This window comes from Streptomyces sp. MNU76 (assembly GCF_020982545.1).
GTDB lineage: Bacteria > Actinomycetota > Actinomycetes > Streptomycetales > Streptomycetaceae > Streptomyces.
In genome coordinates, this window is record NZ_JAJKLK010000001.1 from 282,638 (window position 1) to 300,132 (window position 17,495).

Genomic DNA, 17,495 nt, shown 5'->3' on the forward strand with positions numbered 1-17,495 from the left:
GTCACTTGTCCAGTGCGTTGTCGATGGTCTTCACGGCGTTCTTCCACGCTTCCTCGGCCGACTTGCCCTGGGTCACGAGGATCACGCCGTTGTCGGTCAGGCCCTGCTGGATGATCTGGTCCTTCGGACCGATCGTCTGGACCGGGATGTTCTCGGCGGCCTGCGCGAAGATCGGGCCGATCGGCGCGTCACCGGTCATGTCGTTCTTCGCGTCCTTCACCGCGGTCGAGTCGTACGCGGCAGGGGTGCTCGGGAAGCTGCCCTGCACGGCGAAGAGCTTGGCCTGCTGCTCCGGCGCGGTCAACCAGGCGGCCAGCTTCGCGGCCTCCTCGGCGTTCTTGCCGTTCTTGGGCACGGACAGGAAGGAGCCGCCCCAGTTGCCGGACTTCGGCGCCTGGGCGATGTCCCACTTGCCGGCCGACTCGGGCTTCGACTTGCCCTTGATGTAGCCGAGCATCCACGGCGGGCAGGACATCGCGGCGAACTTGCTGTTGGCGATCGTCGTGTCCCAGGCGGGCTGGAACTGCGTCTGGTTGCCGATCAGCCCGTCCTTCGCGGCCTGCGACGTGAGGTCGAAGGCGTCCTTGACGGCCGGGTTCGTCTTGTAGATGACCTCGCCGGAGGCGTCGTAGAACCGGTCCTTCTCACTGCTGAGGATCGCCTGCAGCAGACCGCCGGGGGAGTCCAGGAAGGTGGTGCCCTTGGGCGCCTTCGCCTTGAACTTCTTGCCGGTCTCGACGAACTTGTTCCAGTCGCCGGCCCACAGCTTGCCCACCTCCTCGCGGTCGGTCGGCAGACCGGCCGCCTCGAAGAGGTCCTTGCGGTAGCAGATGGCCATCGGGCCGACATCGGTGCCGACCGCGATCGTCTGCCCGCCGGAGGTGGTGGCCTGCTGCCACTTCCACTCCAGGTAGTCGCTCTTCTTGCCGTACTTCGACAGGTCGAGCAGCTTGTCGGACTGGGTCTCGACGATCTCGGCGATGTTGCCGACCTCGATCATCTGGATGTCCTGCAGACCGCTGCCGGTGGTCAGGTGGTTGAGGAGGGCGGGGTAGTAGTTCTCGTTCCGCTCCGTCACGGTCTGCTGGATGTCGATGTCCGGGTGGAGCTTCTCGTACTCCTTGTACAGGCCGGACTCCTCGAAGCCCGCAGTGCCGAAGAGCCCCAGGGTGATCTTGGTCTTGCCACCGCCGCCGTCCGACGACGAGCCGTCCTCGTCCTTGCCGTCGTCGGCACAGCCGGCCAGCAGCCCGGCGCCCAGCGCGGCGACGGCCGCGATGGCCACCGTCCTGCGCGTCCTGCGGGCGATAGGGGTGCCCCCGCCCGACCGGAGCCGGGAGTGGGGGAGGGTACGTGCTCGCATTGCGTCCTCCTGATGCCCTGACGTGCCGACCCCCCGGCCAACTGCGTTGTTGGGCCCTTTTCACTGCTGCGGCTCGGGCGGGGAACGTGCGGGATGTGTAAGTGCCAGGTACTGTGGGAGCGCTCCCACAAGTGATGTGTTGAAGAGTCGTCGGTTCATGCGGGGGTGTCAAGGGAGCGAGCGCGGAGAGATGTCTTCGGTTATCGGGCTGTTAACTAACCTGAGGGCCGATGGGAGTGGGGCGGGGCCGACGAGAGCGGGGCGGGGTTGGCGTGAAGGACCTGTGGGACCGTTGGACTCGTGTAACCAGTCGTCTCGTAACCAGTTGTCGCGCCGGTCGCGCCGGTCTCGCCGAAAGCCGAAGGACCACCTTCCGGACGTCGTACGAGGATCAGGACTGTTAGATTCCACGCCAGCGCGGTGTGAACGGGAGGCGACCATGGTGGCAGGCCGCGGAGCACGGGGCCGGAGCGGTGGGCGGCCGACGTTGGAAGAGGTCGCCGCACGGGCCGGTGTGGGGCGGGGGACGGTGTCCCGGGTGATCAACGGCTCGCCCCGGGTCAGTGACGCGACCCGCGCGGCGGTCGAGGCGGCCGTCGCGGAGCTCGGCTACGTCCCCAACACGGCGGCCCGCGCGCTCGCGGCGAACCGTACGGACGCGATCGCGATGGTCGTGCCCGAGCCGGAGACCCGCTTCTTCGCGGAACCGTACTTCTCCGACATCCTCAAGGGCGTCGGCGCCCAGCTCTCCGACACGGAGATGCAGCTTCTGCTGATCTTCGCGGGCAGCGACCGGGAGCGCCGCCGGCTGGCCCAGTACCTGGCCGCGCACCGCGTCGACGGGGTCCTCCTGGTCTCCGTGCACGCGGACGACCCGCTCCCCGACCTGCTGTCGCAACTGGAGATCCCGGCGGTGATCAGTGGCCCCCGCTCGGAGCACGAGACGCTCCCGTCCGTCGACTCCGACAACTACGGTGGCGGCCGCTCGGCGGTGGAGCACCTGATCGCGCGGGGCCGCACCCGGATCGCCACGATCACCGGCCGGCTCGACGTCTACGGTGCCCAGCGCCGGGTCGTCGGCTACCGCGAGGCCCTCGTCGACGCCGGCCGCGAGGCCGACGAGCGGCTGATCGTCCCCGGTGACTTCACGGAGGAGGGCGGCCGCAGGGCGATGAAGGAACTGCTGGCCCGCCGCCCCGACCTCGACGCGGTCTTCGTCGAGTCGGACGTGATGGCGTCGGGCGCCCGCCAGGTGCTGCGCGAGGCGGGCCGCCGCATACCCGACGACGTGGCGTTGGTCGGCTACGACGACTCGGCGATCGCCCGCCACATGGATCCTCCGCTGACGAGCGTCCGTCAGCCCATCGAGGAGATGGGCCGCGCCATGATCGACCTCCTCCTCGACGAGATCGCGGACCGCCGCCCGGCGGTGTCCCGGGGGTTGGAACGGCGGCAGGTGGTGCTGCCTACGGAGTTGGTGGCGCGGGCTTCGTCCTGACGGGAGGTCACTGCGGACGCCCGCCTTTGGGACCGCGTGGGCTCGTGCCCGCCGGCCCACGAGACGGCGGCGAAGCTGCCCCGTGCTGCTGGCAGCCTGGCTCTCATGGAGAAGCTTGGCGGCGACGGGGAAAGCACGGGAAACCATCCGCTGTTGGACGTCGACCGGGTCGAGGGCCCTCTCGGGGCCTACCTGTCCCGGGTCGGCGACGTCTTCCGGGTGTTCGGGAAACAGGACTCGGGGTGCATGGCCTACGGCGTTCGGCTGCGGGTCCGCGATGAGCGGTGGTTCGTGAAGACGGCGGTCACTGCCGTGGGCCGACGGTCGCTGGAGCGGGCGTGGGGTTTCCACCAGGCCGTACGGCACCCGGTGATCGTTCCGCAGGTGCACCGGATCGCGTTGCGGGACGGGTCGGCCGTGGTCATGCCTTGGCGGGACGGCGAGGTGCTGTACGACCCCGCCGAGCGCGGCAGAGGAGACCGCACGAACCCAGACAGTCCGATGGCGCGCTTCCGCTCCCTGTCCGTCGACCGGATCGAGGCGGCCTTCGCCCGCGTCCTCGACGCCCACCTCGCAGTCGAGGCCGCCGGGTACGTCGCCGTGGATCTCTACGACGGGGCCCTGCTGTACGACTTCGCGGTGGGGGAGATGCGTCTGATCGACCTCGACGAGTACCGGCCGGGGCCCTTCGTACTGGATGCCGAGAGGCTGCCGGGGTCGACTCGCTTCATGGCGCCGGAGGAGTACGAGCGCGGCGCGACGATCGACATCCGTACCACGGTCCACGCGCTCGGCCGCACCGCACGCCTGCTGCTCGACGCCGGCGACGAGGAGCGCGCCTGGCGGGGCACGGCGGCTCAACTGGGCGTACTGGAGCAGGCCACGCACCCCGATCCCGGTGAACGCTTCGCGGGCGTGAAGGAGTTCAGGGAAGCCTGGCTGCGTAGCTGAGGTCCTTCCGGCAACTCGCCTCGACCCGCCACAAGATCAATGGTCAGAGTGCTCGCGGTCCAACACGCGCGGGGTCCGCCACGAACCGGTTCAGCCGATAGGCGGTTTCGTGGCAGTACTTTCCCAAGGGCGCCGACCTCGCGGTCCACAGCCGCGAACACCTGGCCGCAGTCGCCTCCGAACTCAACGGCCGCCCACGCAAAACGCTCGGCTGGGAAACCCCGGCCGAGCGTCTGCGTCAACTCCTCTGAACGTCCGGCGGAGCGGTAGATCAGGCACCTGCCGCGCATGCCGGACCTAAGCTGATGGCATGGCAGCGTCAGAATGGGAACGACTCACCCGCGCCCGCGGAACCCGGCGCCTGAAGATCATCGTGCGACACATCATCCGACGTCCCGTGCTGATCACCGGCCTCGCCGGCCTGCTCATTCTGTTCAACCTGGTGAAAGACAGCTTCCCCCTGGCCTACGGCCTCGCGGCCCCGGCCGGAGCCGTTCTGATCATGGCGAGCATGGGCCGCTTTCGCACCCCCACCGAAGACCCGACACACGAAGGTGCTTCACTTCCCACCGACACCGACGGGAAGTGAAGCAAGAACTCCGCAGCCGGCGCCACACCACTACCAGCGTGTTGCAACGACCGCTGGAAACCGCCGACTCTGCTCATCGATGGTGGTGCAGCGCACACGAACGAGCCCTCCGGCCTGTTGCCAGGTCGAAGGGCTCGTTGTTCAGGGTGAGTGACGGGACTCGAACCCGCGGCATCCTGGACCACAACCAGGTGCTCTACCAGCTGAGCTACACCCACCATGACCGGCGGTTCATCCGAAGGTTTCACCGACCGGCCGAGAAAAAGTGTACAGGGTCCGAAGGGGTGCCCGCGCACGCGTTTCGGTGGGGGCGGTTCCGGAGCCGACCGGGCCCCGGTGGCGGGGCTACCGACCGGGCAGGACGTGCTTCGCGGCGATCGTGCGGGCCGTGTCCGAGTCGGGGCCGGGCTGTGGGACGAAGATCGCCTCGCGGTAGTAGCGGAGCTCGGCGATGGATTCGCGGATGTCGGCGAGGGCCCGGTGGTTGCCGTTCTTCTCCGGGCTGTTGAAGTACGCCCTCGGGTACCAGCGCCGGGCCAGCTCCTTGATCGAGGAGACGTCGACGATGCGGTAGTGCAGGTACTCCTCCAGCGTCGGCATGTCCCGCAGGAGGAAGCCCCGGTCCGTGCCCACCGAGTTGCCGCACAGCGGTGCCTTGCGCGGTTCCTTCACGTGCTCCCGTACGTACGCCAGGACCTGCTCCTCGGCGTCGGCGAGCGTCGTGCCGCCGGCCAGGACGTCCAGCAGGCCGGACGCGGTGTGCATCTCGCGCACCACCTGCGGCATCGTCTCCAGCGCCGAGTCCGGCGGGCGGACGACGATGTCGACTCCTTCGCCGAGCACGTTCAGCTCGGAGTCGGTGACGAGGGCGGCCACCTCGATGAGCGCGTCGTCCGACAGCGAGAGGCCGGTCATCTCGCAGTCGATCCACACCATGCGATCGTTCATGTGTCTCACCTTACGGCCCGTGACAGCCGTACGGCCCGGTCCTGCACCAGGGTGATCACGGCGTGATCGGGTGCGGGACCGGGCCGTACGGCCGGTACGTGAACTACACCACTACGCGGCACACGGCTGCCACGCTACGGCGCGCTGCGCTGGCCCGGCAGGCGGCCCGTCGCGTACAGCTCCGGCTTGGCGCCCTCCGTGGACATGGACGCCGACGGTGCCAGGGCGCTCGCCGCGGCCGTGCGCCGCGCCTGCAGCGGTACCGGCGCGTGCTCCGGCGCCATCGGGGACGGCCCCGGGACGCCGTGCGGTCCGTCGTGGTGGTCGCCGGGCTTGTCGTTCTGCGGCCGCCGGGCCCGGTACGCCGCCCGGTACGCCGCCGGGGACGAACCCAGCTGCCGCCGGAAGTGCCCGCGCAGCGCCACCGGCGAACGGAAGCCGCAGCGGCCCGCGACCTCGTCCACCGAGTAGTCCGACGTCTCCAGCAGACGCTGCGCCTGCAGCACGCGCTGAGTGATCAGCCACTGCAGGGGAGCGCTCCCGGTGAGCGAGCGGAACCGGCGGTCGAACGTACGACGGCTCATGTACGCCCGTGCCGCGAGCGTCTCCACGTCGAACTGCTCGTGGAGGTGCTCCAGCGCCCAGGCGACGACCTCGGCGAGCGGGTCGGCGCCGATCTCCTCGGGTAAAGATCGATCGAGGTAGCGCTCCTGGCCGCCCGATCGACGGGGTGGTACGACGAGACGCCGGGCCAGGGCCCCTGCCGCCTCGTTGCCGTGATCTGTCCGCACGATGTGCAGACAGAGATCGATTCCGGCCGCGGTACCGGCCGAGGTGAGTACGTCCCCGTCGTCCACGAAGAGCTCTCGTGGGTCGACGTGGACGGACGGATAGCGCTTGGCCAGCGTCGGCGCGTACATCCAGTGCGTCGTCGCGGGCCTGCCGTCCAGCAGGCCGGCGGCGGCCAGCACGAATGCGCCGGTACACAGGCCGACGATGCGGGCACCCTCTTCGTGCGCTCGGCGCAGTGCGTCGAGCGCCTCCTCCGGCGGCGGTGAGGTGATCGAACGCCATGCGGGCACGACCACCGTGCCCGCCCGCGAGATCGCCTCCAGGCCGTTCGGTGCGGTGAGTTCCAGGCCCCCTGTGGTCCGCAGCGGGCCTTCCTCGCCCGCGCACACCAGCAGGCGGTAGCGCGGTACGCCGGCGTCCTGGCGGTCGATCCCGAACACCGACAGTGGTATGGAACTCTCGAAGATGGGACCGCCGCTGAACAGCAGCACCGCGACGATCTCCTTGCGGCGTCGCCCGGACAGTTTCCGGGCCGCGGCTTCCGGCGCGGCGGTGGAGTCGTGGCTCATACTGCTAAGCCCCCCTCGGTGGTCGCGGCTCCTCGGTTGTGTCGCTCCTGCACGTTTCCCCTTGGTCCTGCACGAGTCCCCCGCCGTAAGACAGTCATGATCGAATCTACTGTGTCCCGTGGTGCCGGCGTGACCAGATCGCCAACCGGCACATTGTCGACATGGCAACTTGGCGTAAAGCATTCGATCACGAAGCGTTGCACTCGCGGGCCGCGCAGGGAAGTGCGCCTTGTCCCAGTGGCCGGTCCACGTAGGGTGCGCGAGGCCCCAGGACCCCTTTCAGTGCAGGTCGAACGGGGGGTGGAGGGGTGCTCGACCAAGGAACGCGCAGGTGGCCGAAGTTGGCTGAAAAGATACGGGGGTGTGCGCGGAAACCGGTCAGTCGACCGGCGTACTCATGCCGGAGTTCCGTCCGCCCCCGTGCGCCCCTGAGGTCGAGTGCCCGCGTCGGCCGCGCGCGGAGGTGCGATCTTCGGCCATCGAACGGGCGGCGGCGGCGCGGGAAGCGTGGGCCGCTCCGCGCTCGGACTGGCGGAGCAGGGCGCGGCATACGCCGGTGACCGCGGCGAGGCCGAGGGCCGCGCCCGTCGCGCCGGCGAGCGAGGTGCCGTACCAGACGAGGACGACCGGGACGAGAACGCAGCTGAACGCCGCCCAGCGGACCACGTCCGTGGCGGTGTCGGCGGGGACGGGCGCGGGGGCGGGGCGGCGCCGGGATCGAGCCCCGGCGGTGCCGTCGGGTCCGGCTTCGGCCTCGGGGGCGGGGACAGGGGGCGGACGGACTGGGGCGCGGTGGTGCGGGGTGCGGTCCGGTGTGCTGTGCGGTGGGCGGGCACTGCGGGCTCCCTCCTGGCTCCCTCGGGGTCGGCTTACGGGGGTTCAACGCGTGTTCGACCCGTCGGTCACTGGTGCTGCCTGATCGGGTTGTCGTCGATGCTGCCTGATCGGATTGCCGTCGGCGCTGCCCCATCGGGCCCCGTCGGTGCCGCCCGCGCCCGGCAGCCGCCTTCCTGTCCAAACCGGCTGTACGTGGCAGCAACCATTGCGTTACGGGGCTGTGCTCGTGCATGCTCCCTGGAACCCCGCGCAGCCGGTGCGGGGTCTGGGCGGAGGAGGCGTGCGGTCGTACCCTTGGGGGTATGGGGTTGGGAAGATGTTTCCCGGACACGGCTCCGCCGCGCACCGACGTCCCATCCACGTCGTCCCATCCACGAGGATCCGAACGCCGAGACACCCATGGCCGGTCACGAATTCTTCGACTCCGCGGACCGCAAGCGTCGGCCCGTCGCCGATCCCACGGCGGCAGAGCCCCTTGCGGCGGAAGAGGCGCGTCCTTCCTGCGACCCTGCCTTCAAGCACGGCGTCGTCGTCGGCTTCGACGGTTCGACGTCCAGTGAGCGTGCCCTCGCGTACGCCGTGGGCATGGCCCGCCGCTCCGGTTCGGGCCTGATCATCGTGCACGTCGCCAACCGGCTGCCCACGACCGTGTGGGCCGGTTGCGAGCCGCCCGTCTTCGTCGACGTACCCGATCACCGGACCGAGGTCCTCGGGCTGGAGCTCGCCTGCGCCGACTACCTCGTCGAAGTGCCCTGGATCCTCGTCGAGCGCGGTGGCGACATCTGCCACGAACTCGAAGAGGTGGGGCGGGAGTACGAGGCCGACGCGATCGTCGTCGGGTCGACGCACGGGATCGTCGGGCGGATCTTCGGGTCCGTCGCCGGGCGGCTCGCCAAGCGGGCGCAGCGCCCGGTCATCGTCATTCCCTGACCAGTTCGAGTTCGAGTTCGAGAACGCGCAAGTCTACTGGCGCGTAGGGGTGTTTGTGGCCTTGTGAAGGGCATAACCCGCGTGATGCCGCACGGAGTGGTGTGACGGCCACGGTAGTTGGCAGCGGCGCCGGGATGTTGGGCGACCCCGGCGTCATGGAACGGACCCCCTTGTGAGCGGTGGCATCACGTGGGGGTCCGTCTTCGTCGTACGGCCTCTTTACTCGACGGTGACCGACTTGGCGAGGTTGCGCGGCTTGTCGATGTCGCGGCCCAGGGCCAACGCCGTGTGATAGGCGAGGAGTTGGAGGGGGATGCCCATCAGGATCGGGTCGAGCTCGTCCTCGTTCTTGGGGACGACGATCGTCTGGTCGGCCTTCTCCTGCTCCTGGTGGGCGACGGCGAGGATCTGGCCGCTGCGGGCCTTGATCTCCTCCAGGGCGGCGCGGTTCTTCTCCAGCAGGTCGTCGTCGGGGACGATGGCGACCGTCGGGAGGGCGGGCTCGATGAGTGCCAGCGGGCCGTGCTTGAGCTCGGAGGCGGGGTAGGCCTCCGCGTGGATGTAGGAGACCTCCTTGAGCTTCAGGGAGGCCTCACGGGCGACCGGGTAGCCCCGGACGCGGCCGATGAAGAGCATCGAGCGGGCCTCGGCGTACTGCTCGGCCAGCTTCTTGATCTCCTCCTCCTGCTCCAGCATCTCGGAGATCTGGGCGGGGAGCTTGCGCAGGCCCTCGATGATCCGCTTGCCGTCGCGGACGGAGAGGTCGCGGGTGCGGCCCAGGTGCAGCGCCAGCAGGGCGAAGGCGACGGTGGTGTTGGTGAAGCACTTGGTGGAGACGACGCAGACCTCGGGGCCCGCGTGGACGTAGATGCCGCCGTCCGCCTCGCGGGCGATCGCCGAGCCGACCACGTTCACCACCCCCAGCACCCGCGCGCCCTTGCGCTTCAGCTCCTGGACGGCCGCCAGCACGTCGTAGGTCTCGCCGGACTGGGAGACGGCGATGTAGAGGGTGTCGGGGTCGACGACCGCGTTGCGGTAGCGGAACTCGGAGGCCGGCTCGGCGTCCGCGGGGATCCGGGCCAGCTCCTCGATCATCTGGGCGCCGATCATGCCCGCGTGGTACGAGGTGCCGCAGCCGAGGATCTTGACGCGGCGGATCTGGCGCGCCTCACGGGCGTCCAGGTTGAGGCCGCCGAGGTGCACGGTGGAGAAGCGGTCGTCGATCCGGCCGCGCAGCACGCGGTCCACGGCGTCGGCCTGCTCGTGGATCTCCTTGTGCATGTAGGTGTCGTGGCCGCCCATGTCGTACGAGGCGGCCTCCCACTCCACGGTGGTGGGCTCGGCCGTGGTGCGGGTGCCCTCCGTGGTGTAGGTGCGGAAGTCGTCGGCCTTGAGGGTGGCCATCTCGCCGTCGTCGAGGGTGACGATCTGGCGGGTGTGGGCGACCAGAGCGGCTATGTCCGAGGCGACGAACATCTCCTTCTCGCCGATGCCGAGCACGACGGGGGAGCCGTTGCGGGCGACGACGATCCGGTCGTTGAAGTCGGCGTGCATCACGGCGATGCCGTAGGTGCCCTCGACGATCCGCACCGCCTGGCGGACCTTCTCCTCCAGGGTGGTGGCCTGGGAGCGGGCGATGAGGTGGGTGAGGACCTCGGTGTCGGTCTCGGAGAGGAACTCGACGCCGTCCGCTTCGAGCTTCTTCCGCAGCTCGGAGGCGTTGTCGATGATGCCGTTGTGGACGACGGCGACCTTGTTGTCGGCCGACATGTGCGGGTGGGCGTTCACGTCGGACGGGGCGCCGTGGGTGGCCCAGCGGGTGTGGGCGATGCCGGTGGTGCCCTTGAAGCGCGCGGGGACCTTGGCCTCCAGGTCCCGGACCCGGCCCTTGGCCTTGACCATCTTCAGGCCGGCCGTCTTGGGCGAGGTGACGACTATGCCCGCCGAGTCGTAGCCCCGGTACTCCAGGCGCTGCAGGCCCTCCAGGAGCAGCGGCGCCACGTCGCGCTTGCCGATGTAACCGACAATCCCGCACATATATACGTATCCCCTAGCTGTGGATGTTCAGCCGTAGACGATGCGGCGCAGCTGCCTGAGCGTGAGCTCCGGTGGTGCGACCGCCCGGTATTTCAGGTCCGCCTCGATCTGTTCGAAGATCGTCGCGTTGACCAGACCCTGGGCCTGGAGCTCGCGGTGGCGGCGACGGACGAACTCCTCGGTCGTCTCGTCGAAGTAGGCGAGCACGTCCTGGATCACACGCAGCGCCTCGCCCCGGCTGAGGGGCGAGGATCGCGTCAGGTGATCAACGAGTTCGTCGTGCACTCGGTAGATCCTGGGGTACCGGAGGGCGTTTCGCAAGAATCCTGCCCGATATCGGGCAGGATACTGTTACCGACCCTGAGGGTACGCTGAACGTGTTATGAGGGGCTGCTCGTGCGCCGTCCACCGGGAGGCTCGTGTCTCGTCGCCTGAGGCGACGACTTTTGGACACCATGGACATTTCTCGGACCCCGGCGGCGGTATGCCGCGCCAGGTGACCCCGGTGACCGGGCGGGCGGTCCTCGCGCACGTCAGAGGCGTTTGAGGACCGCCTGCTTGGCCAGGGCGAACTCCTCGTCCGTGAGCACTCCGGACCGGTGGAGGTCGCCCAGTTCGCGCAGGCGGCGCAGCAGGGCGTCGTGGTCCTCCTCCGGGGCGGGCCGGTCCGCGGCCGGCGCGGGCGGCTGCTTCGGCGCCGGGGTCGCCGGGTGTGGGAGCCGCGCCTGCACGGCCGCCGCGACCAGGGCCATCAGCGGGTCCTTCTTGAAGCCCCACAGCTCCACGGAGTTGGGGTCGTACTTGGGCGGGGCCTTGGTCGGCGCGTTCCGCACGGTGAAGCGGAGGTAGCCGTTCTCCAGGCCGACCGAGGGGTGCCACTCGACGCCCGCTATGTCCGCCAGGGAGAGCGTGCGCGCCCCGGCGGCGGCCTTCGCGTCCTCCGTCTTCCAGTTCCACTCCAGCCGTACGTGGTCGCCGTCGAAGCTCGCGGTGCCGTCCCCGGCGGAGACGGAGAGCGGGACGGCCGGACCGGCGAGGAGGTAGGAGTCGACCGCGTCGGTCGGGACCTGGTCCAGGAGCAGCGCGTTGCGGATCTCCTCCACAAAGTACTCGGCGACGCCGTACCGGTCGGCGTCGACGCTCAGCTGGTACGGGTCGTTGGTGTCGGTGAGTAGTCCGCCGGTGGCCTGGAGGAGCGGGTCGGAGCCGTCGCGCAGCCGGAGCCGCAGCCGCCCGGACCTCCTGCCCTGCTCGAAGGAGATGCCCGCCAACGCGCCCAGCGGGACGGCCAGTTCACCCAGGGTCTTGCGGAGCAGGCTCACGCTCTTGTCGCGGCCGGGGGTCAGCCGCAGTGTGTCGCCGTCGAAGGTCCACGTGCCGTCCTGTTGGAGGATTTCCGCCATGCGGGGATTCTTTCACCGGCCGCGGGAAGAGGTGGTCTAGACCTGGAGGGGGTGGAGAGGCGATGGTGGGGAGCGCACCGTTCGATACGTGGAGGGAGCTCGTCGTGAGATCGCACCACAGGTCGACCCGCCTTCTCGGCTCGCTGCTGGTGGTGGCGGCCGGGATCTTCGCCGTGGGAGCCGCACCCGTGTCCGAGAACGCCCCTGCCGACGCCGCCCCCGTCCCGCTCGGGCAGGTGATCCCGGCCCCCGCCTCGGTCCGGGCCGACGGATCGCCGTACCGGCTGACGAGCGGTACACGCATCGTCGTGGACGGCGGGCCCGAGGCCCGTCGGGTGGGGGAGTACCTCGCCGGGATCCTGCGGCCCTCGACGGGGTACCGGCTGCCGGTCACCGAACGTCAGGAGGCCGGAATCCACCTCCGGTTGGCCGCGGGGGAGACGGGTCTCGGCCAGGAGGGCTACCGGCTGCGGAGCGGGAGGTCCGGCGTCACCCTCACCGCCCGCGCGCCCGCCGGGCTCTTCCACGCCGTCCAGACCCTGCGCCAACTGCTGCCCGCCGCCGTCGAGGAGGACTCCGTGCGGCCGGGCCCCTGGCTGATCGCGGGCGGCACGATCGAGGACACCCCGCGCTACGGCTGGCGCGGCGCGATGCTGGACGTCTCCCGCCACTTCTTCACCGTGAGCCAGGTCAAGCGCTACATCGACCAGTTGGCGCTCTACAAGTTCAACAAGCTGCATCTGCACCTCTCCGACGACCAGGGCTGGCGCATCGCGATCGACTCCTGGCCGCGTCTCGCCTCGTACGGTGGCTCCACCCAGGTCGGCGGCGGCCCCGGCGGCCACTACAGCAAGGCCGACTACCGCGAGATCGTCCGCTACGCGGCCTCGCGCCACCTCGAAGTCGTCCCCGAGATCGACATGCCGGGCCACACCAACGCGGCGCTCGCCTCCTACGCCGAGCTGAACTGCGACGGCGTCGCGCCCCCGCTCTACACCGGCACCGAGGTCGGCTTCAGCTCCCTGTGCGTCGACAAGGACGTGACGTACGACTTCGTGGACGACGTCGTACGGGAACTGGCCGCGCTGACACCGGGGCGGTATCTGCACATCGGCGGCGACGAGGCGCACTCCACCAGCCACGAGGACTATGTGAAGTTCATGGACCGCGTGCAGCCGGTCGTCGAGCGGTACGGGAAGACCGTGGTCGGCTGGCACCAGTTGACCGGGGCGACGCCGACGCGGGGCGCTCTCGCGCAGTACTGGGGACTCGACAGCACGGGCGCGGAGGAGAAGGAGCGGGTGGCTGCTGCCGCGCGCAACGGGACGGGGGTCGTGCTGTCGCCCGCGGACCGGATCTACCTCGACATGAAGTACGACAAGGACACGCCGCTCGGGCTCGACTGGGCCGGCTATGTGGATGTGCGGCGGTCGTACGACTGGGATCCGGGGAGCTATCTGGAGGGGGTGCCGGGTTCCGCGGTGCGCGGGGTCGAGGCGCCGTTGTGGACGGAGACGATCGATTCCTCGGCGGATGTTGAGTACATGGTGTTTCCGCGGTTGCCGGGGGTTGCGGAGTTGGGGTGGTCGCCGGTCTCCACGCATGGGTGGGACGGGTATCGGGGAGGCTTGCTGCGCAGGGGCCGCGATGGGAGGCGTTGGGGATGGGGTACTTCCGGGCGCCCGGGTGCCGTGGCCTGCGGCGCGGTAGGGGTGGGGGTGCCTGTGTGTCGGCGGGTGCGGGTGCGTGGGGCTTCTCGCGCAGTTCCCGCACCCCTGAAAAGCCGGGGCTGCGCCCCGTGCTTTTCGGCCCGCAGGGGCCGTTGCTTTGAGGGGCGCGGGGAACTGCGCGACCAGTCCCCACCGGGCCGCAGCTGAGCGATCGGCGGGACAGCGACGGGCACCTCGGAGGACCGTACTCCGAGGTGCCCGTCTGTCCGGGTGGGGCCGTGCCGGGGGCTACAGGCCCGCGATGGGGTTCCGCAGGGTGCCGATGAGCTGCAGCGCGCCCGCCGGGTCGGCCAGGTCGACCATCTGCTTGTTGTTGCGCAGCTGCAGGCGGTTGAGGCAGGACAGCGCGAACTCCGGGGCGAACATGTCGTACTGGGCGAACTTGTCGGCGAGTTCGGGCATCGCGTGCTGGTAGTCGCGGACGGTCTCGGCGACCGTGCGCCAGAAGTCCTCCTCGTCCAGGACGCCCTCCTCGGCGAGGTTCGCGGCCAGGAAGCGGAAGAAGCAGTCGAAGACGTCCGTGAAGATCGACAGGAGCTTCTTGTCCTCGGGGACGTCCACGCGGAGGCGTTCGACCGTCGGCGGGAGCACCGCGTCCGGGTCCATGACCGCGATCTCCTCGGCGATGTCCTTGTAGATCGCCCGCTCGACGACACCGTCCTTCAGGACGAGGATGACGTTCTCGCCGTGCGGCATGAAGACGAGGTCGTAGGCGTAGAAGCTGTGGAGGAGGGGGGTGAAGTAGGCCCGAAGGTAGCGGCGGAGCCATTCCGTGGGGGTCAGGCCCGAGCGGGCGATCAGCGCCGCCGCGAAGCCCCTTCCCTCGTGGTCGACGTGGACCAGGGAGGCCATCGTCGCCAGGGACTCGCCCTCCTGGAGGGACGACACCGGGCTCTCGCGCCACAGCGCGGCCAGCATCTTGCGGTACGGGGAGAACTTGTCGGTGGCGGCCTCGTACTCCAGGTGCCGGTAGCCGACGGCCGCCCGCTCGCGGATGATCGACAGGCCGGTGGACTTCAGGACCGGGTCGTTGTCGATGAGGCCGGCCAGCCAGTCGTTGATCGCCGGGGTGGCCTCCATGTACGCCGCCGACAGGCCGCGCATGAAGCCCATGTTGAGGACGGAGAGCGCCGTCTTGACGTAGTGCTTCTCGGGGGCCGAGCTGTTGAAGAAGGTGCGGATCGACTGCTGGGCCACGTACTCGTCGTCGCCCTCGCCGAGGCACACCAGGTTCCGCTGGGCGACCTCGGCGGCGAAGGCGACACTGAGCTTGTTCCACCACTGCCAGGGGTGGACGGGGATGAAGAGGTAGCCGGCGGGGTCCAGCTCCAGCTCCGTGAGGACGGAGTGAAAGCGGTCGACGGTCTCCGCGCCCAGCTCGTCCCGGAGGAACGCCTCGTACTCGATGCCGACGCCCGCCGTGAACGCCGCCCGTGAGCGGTGCGCGGCCAGCCAGACCAGGCGGACGGGGCTCGCCGTCTCGGGGGCGTACGACAGGTACTCGTGGACGCCGAAGCCGAGGCGGCCGTTGTTGGCGACGAAGCAGGGGTGGCCCTCGGTCATCCCGGTCTCGATGGCCTGGAACCCGGCGTCCACCAGCTCGGCGACCGGCGTCTGCGGCTTGGTGAGCTTGTAGCAGGTGCCGGCCAGGGTGGAGGAGATCTCCTCCAGGTAGACCGGGAGGATCTCGTCGCTCAGGCCGAGGGACCGCTTCAGCTCGATGAAGAAGTCCAGGGCGGCCAGAGGGAGGTCGACGCCGTCCCGTCGACGGGTGATCGAGTCGGCGTCGACCTGCCAGTGGTCGAGGGCGCGTCGGACGGCGGTGAACCCGTAGCGGGTCGCGCCGTCGTCGCTGCGGACCTCGAAGCGGCCGTCGGCGGTGGCCTCCGGCGTGATGAGCCGCTCGTGGGCGAACTCGGCGAGGGCCTTGCGGATGAGCAGGCGGTTGGCCCGTGCCCAGCGGTGGGGGGACAGATGCGCTACGGCGTCGGACAGGGTCATACGGCTACTCCTCGGGCAGCCAGGCTCTGGCTGCGAAAGAACTGCTCTCGCGTGCAGAAGCTCAGCAGTGCGCGCTTCTCCGGCTTGTCGATCTCGCGGTCGGGGACGAAACCGACGACTTCGTTGAGGGCGTGGACCGCCTTGTTGGACACGTCCGGCTCGACGACGACCCGGTGGGTGGCCGGGTCCTCGAAGAGGTGCGCCATCACGGCGGTGATGACGGACCGGGTGAAGCCGTGCACCGGGGTGTCCGTCGGCGGCACCAGGAAGTGCATGCCGACATCGCCCGGCTCGGGCTCGTACAGGCCGACGAGTTCACGGTGGGCGGGGTCGTACTGCTCCATGAGGAACGCGGGTTCGCCGTCCAGCAACCCCAGCAGGGCGTGGTGGTACGGGTCGGCCGCGATCTCCATGTACGCCCGCTCGACCTCCTCCAGCCGGGCGTCCTGCATCATCCAGTACGCCGCCTTGGGGTGCGTGACCCAGCGGTGCAGCAGCTCGGCGTCGCTCAGCGGGTCCAGAGGGCGGAAGGTGAAGTGCTCACCACCGGTGTCGCTGACGGGGCTCATACGGCGAACTCCTGGAACGCGATGGTCTTCTCGACCGGGTAGTACTCGGAGCCGAGCAGCTCGCGGATGATGGACGCGTTGCGGTACGCGCCCATGCCCAGGTCGGGCGAGGTGATGCTGTGGGTGTGGACGCCCGCGTTCTGCAGGAAGACCCCGCGGCCGGTGGTGTCGATCGCGTAGTTGCGGGCCACGTCGAAGCGGCCGTGGCCGTCGAAGACGAGCCGGTCGTTGATCGGGGAGAGGAAGGCCGGCGGCCGGTAGTGGTAGCCGGTGGCCAGGATCAGGCCCTCGGTCTCGATCTCGAAGTCCTTGCCCTGCTCGTCCTGGCGCAGACCGAGGGTGTACCGGCCGTCCTCGTAGGTGGCGCTGTTGAGGGACGAGTTGGTGAGCAGCCGGGTCGGGACCGGACGGCCGCCGGCGGTGACGTTCTTCTGGTAGAGCAGGTCGAAGATCGAGTCGATCAGATCCCCGTTGATGCCCTTGAACAGGCCCTTCTGCTGCTTCTCCAGCCGGTAGCGGGTCTCCTCGGGCAGCGCGCGGAAGTAGTCGATGTAGTCCGGGGACGTCATCTCCAGCGTCAGCTTGGTGTATTCGAGGGGGAAGAACCGCGGGGATCGGGTGACCCAGTTGAGCTGGTAGCCGTGGGCGTCGATCTCGGAGAGGAGTTCGTGGTAGATCTCCGCGGCGCTCTGGCCGCTGCCGACGATCGTGATCGACTTCTTCGACCGCAGCTCCGCCTTGCGGTGCATGTACTGCGCGTTGTGGAAGAAGTCGCCGCCCAGGTCCTGGCAGGCCTCCGGGATGTACGGGACGGTACCGGTGCCGAGGACCAGCCGGCGGGCGCGCAGGACGTCCCCGTCGGCCGTGCGCACGGCGTACACGTCGTCCTCGTACGTCACCTCGGTCACCGTGGTGCTGAAGCGGACGTTGTTCAGCCGGCCGGCGGCCCAGCGGCAGTAGTCGTCGTACTCGACCCGCAGGGGGTAGAAGTTCTCGCGGATGTAGAACGAGTACAGACGGCCCGAGTCCTTCAGGTAGTTCAGGAAGGAGTACGGGGACGTCGGGTCGGCGAGGGTGACCAGGTCCGACATGAACGGGGTCTGGAGGTGGGCACCGTCGAGGAACATCCCCGAGTGCCACTCGAAGTTCGGCTTCGAGTCCAGGAAGAGCCCGTCGAGTTCGGCGATGGGCTCGGTGAGGCAGGCGAGGCCGAGGTTGAAGGGTCCCAGTCCGATGCCGATGAAGTCGTAGGTTTTCACAGCTGTTTTCACGGCGGGT

At 69.4% G+C, this 17,495-nt stretch carries 14 protein-coding genes, 1 tRNA gene and 2 pseudogenes; 6 read left to right on the forward strand and 11 right to left on the reverse strand.

Annotated elements, in window-relative coordinates; all coding sequences use genetic code 11:
* Position 1 precedes the first annotated feature (1 nt).
* Positions 2–1,363 (reverse strand): ABC transporter substrate-binding protein, encoded by a 1,362-nt coding sequence (locus E4N62_RS01235; RefSeq protein ID WP_230211539.1) that lies wholly within the window; start codon positions 1,361–1,363, stop codon positions 2–4.
* Positions 1,364–1,805: 442 nt separating this feature from the next.
* Here E4N62_RS01235 and E4N62_RS01240 point away from each other — a divergent pair, with 442 nt between their 5' ends.
* The 4 genes and pseudogenes from E4N62_RS01240 (at position 1,806) to E4N62_RS01255 (ending at position 4,401) form a co-directional block, all read left to right on the forward strand.
* On the forward strand, positions 1,806–2,861 hold the full coding sequence (locus E4N62_RS01240; protein WP_230212361.1) for a LacI family DNA-binding transcriptional regulator: 1,056 nt from the start codon (positions 1,806–1,808) through the stop codon (positions 2,859–2,861).
* A 105-nt stretch (positions 2,862–2,966) separates the two neighbouring features.
* Positions 2,967–3,812, forward strand: a complete 846-nt coding sequence (locus tag E4N62_RS01245; RefSeq protein WP_230211540.1) for a serine/threonine protein kinase — start codon at positions 2,967–2,969, stop codon at positions 3,810–3,812.
* Between the two features lie 113 nt (positions 3,813–3,925).
* Positions 3,926–4,063, forward strand: a pseudogene (locus tag E4N62_RS01250) (IS30 family transposase); the annotation flags it as partial.
* 146 nt (positions 4,064–4,209) lie between these two features.
* On the forward strand, positions 4,210–4,401 hold the full coding sequence (locus tag E4N62_RS01255) for a hypothetical protein (RefSeq protein WP_230211541.1): 192 nt from the start codon (positions 4,210–4,212) through the stop codon (positions 4,399–4,401).
* Between the two features lie 145 nt (positions 4,402–4,546).
* Here E4N62_RS01255 and E4N62_RS01260 read toward each other — a convergent pair.
* The 4 genes from E4N62_RS01260 to E4N62_RS01275 form a co-directional block, all read right to left on the reverse strand.
* A tRNA-His gene (locus tag E4N62_RS01260) sits at positions 4,547–4,619 on the reverse strand.
* Between the two features lie 127 nt (positions 4,620–4,746).
* Positions 4,747–5,349 carry an oligoribonuclease gene (gene orn / locus E4N62_RS01265; protein ID WP_184893722.1) on the reverse strand — a complete coding sequence of 201 codons (603 nt, stop codon included), beginning with the start codon at positions 5,347–5,349 and terminating at the stop codon, positions 4,747–4,749.
* 134 nt (positions 5,350–5,483) lie between these two features.
* Positions 5,484–6,710, reverse strand: coding sequence for a helix-turn-helix domain-containing protein (locus tag E4N62_RS01270; RefSeq protein ID WP_230211542.1), 1,227 nt, complete (start codon positions 6,708–6,710; stop codon positions 5,484–5,486).
* A gap of 378 nt (positions 6,711–7,088) precedes the next feature.
* Positions 7,089–7,376 carry a hypothetical protein gene (locus tag E4N62_RS01275; RefSeq protein ID WP_230211543.1) on the reverse strand — a complete coding sequence of 96 codons (288 nt, stop codon included), beginning with the start codon at positions 7,374–7,376 and terminating at the stop codon, positions 7,089–7,091.
* Between the two features lie 570 nt (positions 7,377–7,946).
* On the opposite strand from E4N62_RS01275, the gene E4N62_RS01280 reads away from it, so the two are divergent.
* The gene (locus tag E4N62_RS01280) at positions 7,947–8,477 is read left to right on the forward strand and encodes a universal stress protein (RefSeq protein ID WP_230211544.1); all 531 of its coding nucleotides are present in this window, start codon (positions 7,947–7,949) and stop codon (positions 8,475–8,477) included.
* Between the two features lie 219 nt (positions 8,478–8,696).
* Here the strand turns inward: E4N62_RS01280 and glmS are convergent, their stop codons facing one another.
* The 3 genes from glmS to E4N62_RS01295 all read right to left on the reverse strand — a co-directional run bounded on the left by glmS (position 8,697) and on the right by E4N62_RS01295 (position 11,917).
* Positions 8,697–10,514, reverse strand: coding sequence for a glutamine--fructose-6-phosphate transaminase (isomerizing) (gene glmS, locus E4N62_RS01285; protein ID WP_184893728.1), 1,818 nt, complete (start codon positions 10,512–10,514; stop codon positions 8,697–8,699).
* A 27-nt stretch (positions 10,515–10,541) separates the two neighbouring features.
* Complete coding sequence (locus tag E4N62_RS01290; protein ID WP_230211545.1) at positions 10,542–10,799, reverse strand: hypothetical protein; 258 nt, start codon at positions 10,797–10,799, stop codon at positions 10,542–10,544.
* A gap of 248 nt (positions 10,800–11,047) precedes the next feature.
* Positions 11,048–11,917: a DUF4429 domain-containing protein gene (locus E4N62_RS01295; protein ID WP_230211546.1), complete on the reverse strand. Its 870-nt coding sequence runs from the start codon at positions 11,915–11,917 to the stop codon at positions 11,048–11,050.
* 62 nt (positions 11,918–11,979) lie between these two features.
* On the opposite strand from E4N62_RS01295, the pseudogene E4N62_RS01300 reads away from it, so the two are divergent.
* Positions 11,980–13,627, forward strand: a pseudogene (locus E4N62_RS01300) (beta-N-acetylhexosaminidase).
* Positions 13,628–13,875: 248 nt separating this feature from the next.
* Here E4N62_RS01300 and E4N62_RS01305 read toward each other — a convergent pair.
* The 3 genes from E4N62_RS01305 to E4N62_RS01315 are packed head-to-tail and all read right to left on the reverse strand — an operon-like array spanning position 13,876 to position 17,476.
* Positions 13,876–15,648: an IucA/IucC family siderophore biosynthesis protein gene (locus tag E4N62_RS01305; protein WP_230211547.1), complete on the reverse strand. Its 1,773-nt coding sequence runs from the start codon at positions 15,646–15,648 to the stop codon at positions 13,876–13,878.
* Positions 15,645–16,217, reverse strand: a complete 573-nt coding sequence (locus tag E4N62_RS01310; RefSeq protein ID WP_230211548.1) for a GNAT family N-acetyltransferase — start codon at positions 16,215–16,217, stop codon at positions 15,645–15,647. The genes E4N62_RS01305 and E4N62_RS01310 overlap by 4 nt, the downstream gene beginning before the upstream one ends.
* The gene (locus tag E4N62_RS01315) at positions 16,214–17,476 is read right to left on the reverse strand and encodes a lysine N(6)-hydroxylase/L-ornithine N(5)-oxygenase family protein (RefSeq protein WP_374116900.1); all 1,263 of its coding nucleotides are present in this window, start codon (positions 17,474–17,476) and stop codon (positions 16,214–16,216) included. Before E4N62_RS01315 ends, E4N62_RS01310 begins: the two co-directional genes overlap by 4 nt.
* Between the last annotated feature and the right edge of the window lie 19 nt (positions 17,477–17,495).

Bases quoted from the DNA above. Each gene is read 5' to 3' on its own strand.
- E4N62_RS01295 (WP_230211546.1), bottom strand. From the start codon at position 11,917: ATGGCGGAAATCCTCCAACAGGACGGCACGTGGACCTTCGACGGCGAC.
- E4N62_RS01310 (WP_230211548.1), bottom strand. From the start codon at position 16,217: ATGAGCCCCGTCAGCGACACCGGTGGTGAGCACTTCACCTTCCGCCCT.
- E4N62_RS01280 (WP_230211544.1), top strand. From the start codon at position 7,947: ATGGCCGGTCACGAATTCTTCGACTCCGCGGACCGCAAGCGTCGGCCC.
- E4N62_RS01305 (WP_230211547.1), bottom strand. From the start codon at position 15,648: ATGACCCTGTCCGACGCCGTAGCGCATCTGTCCCCCCACCGCTGGGCA.
- E4N62_RS01270 (WP_230211542.1), bottom strand. From the start codon at position 6,710: ATGAGCCACGACTCCACCGCCGCGCCGGAAGCCGCGGCCCGGAAACTG.
- orn (WP_184893722.1), bottom strand. From the start codon at position 5,349: ATGAACGATCGCATGGTGTGGATCGACTGCGAGATGACCGGCCTCTCG.
- E4N62_RS01245 (WP_230211540.1), top strand. From the start codon at position 2,967: ATGGAGAAGCTTGGCGGCGACGGGGAAAGCACGGGAAACCATCCGCTG.
- E4N62_RS01235 (WP_230211539.1), bottom strand. From the start codon at position 1,363: ATGCGAGCACGTACCCTCCCCCACTCCCGGCTCCGGTCGGGCGGGGGC.
- glmS (WP_184893728.1), bottom strand. From the start codon at position 10,514: ATGTGCGGGATTGTCGGTTACATCGGCAAGCGCGACGTGGCGCCGCTG.